Source organism: Desulfosarcina cetonica JCM 12296 (genome assembly GCF_001311845.1).
In the GTDB taxonomy this organism is placed as follows: Bacteria; Desulfobacterota; Desulfobacteria; order Desulfobacterales; family Desulfosarcinaceae; genus Desulfosarcina; species Desulfosarcina cetonica.
Genome location: NZ_BBCC01000307.1, coordinates 1 through 4,509, shown reverse-complemented (window position 1 = coordinate 4,509; position 4,509 = coordinate 1). Strand labels below are relative to the sequence as shown.

4 protein-coding genes and 2 pseudogenes are annotated in these 4,509 nt (G+C 51.5%); all 6 read left to right on the top strand.

Annotated elements, in window-relative coordinates; translation table 11 throughout:
* Positions 1–71 precede the first annotated feature (71 nt).
* A complete protein-coding gene (locus JCM12296_RS51140) occupies positions 72–671 on the top strand; it encodes an AMP-binding protein (protein WP_083456741.1) in 600 nt (199 codons plus the stop codon).
* Positions 560–1,137, top strand: a pseudogene (locus tag JCM12296_RS51135) (AMP-binding protein); the annotation flags it as partial. The gene JCM12296_RS51140 and the pseudogene JCM12296_RS51135, both read left to right, overlap by 112 nt.
* Before the next feature lie 45 nt (positions 1,138–1,182).
* Positions 1,183–1,617: a class I adenylate-forming enzyme family protein gene (locus JCM12296_RS51130; RefSeq protein ID WP_422699205.1), complete on the top strand. Its 435-nt coding sequence runs from the start codon at positions 1,183–1,185 to the stop codon at positions 1,615–1,617.
* Complete coding sequence (gene rfbB / locus JCM12296_RS32585; RefSeq protein WP_054701869.1) at positions 1,614–2,690, top strand: dTDP-glucose 4,6-dehydratase; 1,077 nt, start codon at positions 1,614–1,616, stop codon at positions 2,688–2,690. Before JCM12296_RS51130 ends, rfbB begins: the two co-directional genes overlap by 4 nt.
* Positions 2,600–3,603, top strand: a pseudogene (gene rfbA, locus JCM12296_RS32580) (glucose-1-phosphate thymidylyltransferase RfbA). Before rfbB ends, rfbA begins: the two are co-directional and overlap by 91 nt.
* Positions 3,604–3,940: 337 nt before the next feature.
* Complete coding sequence (locus JCM12296_RS32575) at positions 3,941–4,321, top strand: GxxExxY protein (RefSeq protein ID WP_054701867.1); 381 nt, start codon at positions 3,941–3,943, stop codon at positions 4,319–4,321.
* Positions 4,322–4,509: the final 188 nt, after the last annotated feature.

Below are 4,509 nucleotides of genomic sequence, written 5' to 3'. Positions count from 1 at the left end.
GGTTCCTTCGGCCAAAGGCCGACAGCAAATTCTCAGCGAACTCTGCGCCTCTGCGGTGAACAGTTTCTAAAATGCTAATCCACCAATTTCTCGAAAATTCCGCCAGCCGCTTCCCCGACAAGGTTGCCGTCGTTCACGAGAAGACCCGTGCCACCTACGGTCAGATCAACACCGACGCCGACCGCTTGGCCGCATTTTTGGTAGATCGGGGCGTCCGCCTTGGCGACCGCGTCGCGATCATGCTGGAAAACAGCGTTGAATACGTCGTGGCCTACTATGGCATCCTCAAGGCAGGCGCTGTCGCCGTGCCGCTGAGTACGGATCTCAAACCAGAGGGCCTTAACCCGCTGCTTGCCGAACTCGAACCCGCGGCCATCATTACTTCCACACGTTTCGAGCGTCTCCTGCAGGCTTCGGACCTGAACCTTCATCGTTTGAACACACTGTCATCCACAATCCCAAATTGGATTGGTCGACAAAATTCAAAAATGTTTTCCAATTCGATACCGCGATCAATCATCCACAACCCACAACAAACACCCGGGGTTGCCCTACAGACCTGGGCAGCATCATCTACACCTCCGGTTCAACGGGAAAACCTAAAGGTGTCATGCTTACCCACGGAAACATCGTGGCTAATGTGCTTGCAATTTGCCAGTACCAGCACTTAACCGAGCATGATATCCAAATGGCCGTCCTTCCTTTCTTTTACGTGATGGGCAAATCCCTGCTGAACACCATTTTCGCGGCCGGTGGAACGCTGGTGATCAATAACAAGTTCGCTTTTCCGGCAACAGTGATCAACCAAATGATCGAGGAGGGGGTGACCCTTTTTCCGGCGTGCCATCGACCTACGCCTATTTGCTGCACCGCTCACCCTTGAAAAAACAGCGTAATCAACTCACGACGTTGCGCATGGTCACCCAGGCTGGCGGCCATATGGCAAGTTCGGTGAAGCGAGAACTCAGGAAGGCGCTTCCGGAACGTACCCGGATATGCATCATGTATGGTGCCACCGAAGCGTCTGCGCGCCTGACCTGGCTGGACCCGAATCGTTTTGAAGAGAAGATCGATTCTATCGGAAAGCCGATTCCCGGGGTTACGATCAAGCTGATCGATGCAAACCATCATACAGTGAATGTTGGCGAAAAAGGGGAGGTCGTTGCCGAGGGCGCTAACATCATGCAAGGATACTGGAAAGACCCAGAAGCCACAGCAGCTGTTTTGGATGCTGAAGGTTATCACACGGGTGACATCGGTTTTCAGGATGAGGAAGGCTTTATCTTTTTGGATGGACGTAAGGACAACCTGCTCAAAGTCGGTGGTCACCGCATCAACCCCCAGGAAGTCGAAGATGCGCTCTTGGCTACTAAACTGGCTGTTGAAGCCGCGGTTGTGGGTATCCCGGACGACCTTCTTGGAAAACGGCTTGTATCCGTCGTCGTACCGCTAAACGCAGACATACCGGCAGAAATGATCCTGGAGAAATGCGCAGCCCTTCTCCCCAAATACAAACTACCCAGTGAAATCAGGTCAGTACGCAGTTTGCCAAAAAATGCCAATGGTAAAGTTGATCGGAACCGCTGCTCAGGTATATTTAACCGAAAAGAAACATGAACAAACATACTATTCTCGTTACGGGCGGTGCCGGATTCATCGGGTCGAACTTTGTCCACCACTGCCTGATGGAAAACGACAACGTGGTTGTCAATCTGGATAAGTTGACCTACGCCGGCAACTACGACAACCTTCGGCAATTGTCGCAAAATGCCAATCACATTTTCGTCCGGGGTGACATCGCCGATCCGTCGATGGTATCCGCTTTGCTGGAAGAACACCAGCCTGCGGCCATCGTCAATTTTGCTGCCGAAAGCCATGTGGATCGTTCGATCACCGGGCCGGATGACTTTATTCAGACCAATGTCGTGGGGTCATTCAACCTGTTGGCAGCAACTCTCAAGTACTGGAACGACCTGCCCACAGCGGATAGGGCAATATTCAGGTTCCTGCATGTCTCCACCGATGAAGTATACGGTTCTCTGAACGAAGCGGATCCGGCATTCACCGAAACCACCCCCTATGCACCGAACAGCCCATACTCCGCGTCCAAAGCGGCGTCGGATCATCTGGTCAGGGCGTATCATCATACCTATGGGCTGCCAACCTTGACCACCAACTGCTCAAACAATTATGGCCCTTACCAGTTTCCGGAAAAGTTGATTCCGCTGGTGATCCACAATGCGTTGAAGGAAGTCGATTTGCCGATATACGGAGACGGTAGCAACGTGCGCGACTGGCTCTATGTGAGCGACCACTGCCGTGCCATCCTTGCCGTGTTGGCATCGGGCCGGCCAGGTGAGGTATACAACATCGGTGGTAACAGCGAGAAAACCAATCTGGAGGTGGTCCGCACGATTTGCTCCATTCTGGATCAGTTGGCTCCGCGCGCCGGAGACGCATCTTATGCATCCTTGATCACCTTCGTTGCCGATCGGCCGGGACACGACCGGCGCTATGCCATTGACGCATCCAAGATTCGCATGGAGCTCGGGTGGCATCCCCAAGAGACTTTCGCTTCGGGCATTCACAAAACCGTGCAGTGGTATCTATCCCATGCGGCGTGGGTGGAGAACGTGACTTCGGGCAACTATCAAAGCTGGATCGAAACCAACTACGGAGCGCGAAGGTGAAAAGGAAAGGAATCATCCTTGCTGGCGGTAGCGGCACGCGGCTTTATCCCATTACCATTGCCATTTCCAAACAACTGTTGCCGATCTACGATAAGCCCATGATTTATTATCCGTTGACCACCCTGATGCTGGCCGGGATTCGGGAAATTTTGGTAATCTCGACACCCCAGGACACACCGCGCTTCGAACAGCTCCTGGGTGACGGTAGCCAGTGGGGAATCAATATCAGCTACGCGGTTCAACCCCGGCCCGAAGGATTGGCCCAGGCCTTTATCATCGGCAGTGAATTTATCGGTGGCAATCCAAGCGCCTGGTGCTGGGAGACAATATCTTCTACGGGCATGACCTTTCCAAACACCTTACCGCCATCAATCGTCAAACGACGGTGTCAACGATTTTTGCCTACCAGGTCACCGACCCCCAGCGGTATGGCGTCGTGGCCTTCGACAATAACGGCAAGGTCGTCGGAATCGAGGAAAAACCCAACAATCCCAAATCGGATTTTGCCGTCACCGGGCTCTATTTCTATGACCATCAGGTGGTTGACATCGCGCGCGAGATCAAACCTTCTGCAAGGGGGGAACTGGAAATCAGCGATGTCAATCAGCGCTACCTTGAGATGGGCATCCTCGAAGTATCGCTCATGGGCAGGGGCTATGCCTGGCTGGACACGGGTACCCATGCATCCCTTTTGGAAGCATCCCGTTTTGTCGAAATTCTCGAACGCCGACAGGGCTTGAAGATCGCCTGCCCCGAAGAGATTGCCTGGCGGGCAGGATATATCGATGATGAAATGCTGGAAACCATCGCCGCTTCGATGAAAAGCAATGGGTACGGTCAATATTTGCTGAGAATTTTGAGAAAGAAGTCTGCGCACGATGGGGACCAAACGCTGGGCACTATTGAAGATTAGGGCCTCTCACAGATTCGCAGAGCACACAGAGAAGGGCAGATGTAGCTGGCTTCGCTCAGAAAAGAAGAATTTAAAACGGTACCAATCCAAATTGTTTGATTTCCCTCTCAGAAATCAACGCCACTCTGCGCCTCTGTGCCCTCGAACGAAGTGGGCGAGATAGAAAATATGTCTCTCGCAGAGCCGCAGAGACCGCAGAGAGGACCTATTTGGTTGGGCTTTGCCCAAAAAGATCTAAAAACGGACTGATATCTGTTACGTTTGATTTGCCTTTTGGACATCAACCCTCTCCGCGTCTCTGTGCTCTCGAGTGAAACGGGCGAGAGTTCAATAAAATATGAAACTGAATACCCTCTCATCCAAAATAATCAAAGCCGCAATTAATATACATGCCGCCTTGGGGCCAGGACTATTGGAGTCTGTCTATCAAAAATGCATGGCGATTGAACTTGATGCACTGGGGATGGATTTCAAGACTGAAATGCCGTTGCCTGTTGTTTATCGGGATAGAGTCATCACAGATGATGGTTTCAGGATAGATATCATTATTGAAGACACAATTATCGTAGAACTTAAATCCGTTGAACGGGTTAAATCAGTGCATAAAAAACAACTGCTGACATACTTGCGACTATCGAAAAAACCCTTGGGGCTTCTGATCAATTTCAATGAAACTTTGCTAAAAGAGGGTATTACAAGGATCGTCAACCAAAGATAAGTCTGTCCTCTCGCAGAGCCGCAGAGCACACAGAGAAGGTCAGATGTGGTTGGCTTCGCTCAGAAAAAAGAACTTAAAACGGTACCAATCCAGATCGTTTGATTTCCCTCTCAGAAATCAATGCCACTCTGCGCCTCTGCGCCCTTGAACGAAGTGGGCGAGATAAAAAATATGTCTCTCGCAGAGCC

Excerpts from the sequence above, each read along its gene's own strand:
- JCM12296_RS51140 (WP_083456741.1), top strand. The coding sequence starts at position 72 with ATGCTAATCCACCAATTTCTCGAAAATTCCGCCAGCCGCTTCCCCGAC.
- JCM12296_RS51130 (WP_422699205.1), top strand. The coding sequence starts at position 1,183 with ATGCAAGGATACTGGAAAGACCCAGAAGCCACAGCAGCTGTTTTGGAT.
- rfbB (WP_054701869.1), top strand. The coding sequence starts at position 1,614 with ATGAACAAACATACTATTCTCGTTACGGGCGGTGCCGGATTCATCGGG.
- JCM12296_RS32575 (WP_054701867.1), top strand. The coding sequence starts at position 3,941 with ATGAAACTGAATACCCTCTCATCCAAAATAATCAAAGCCGCAATTAAT.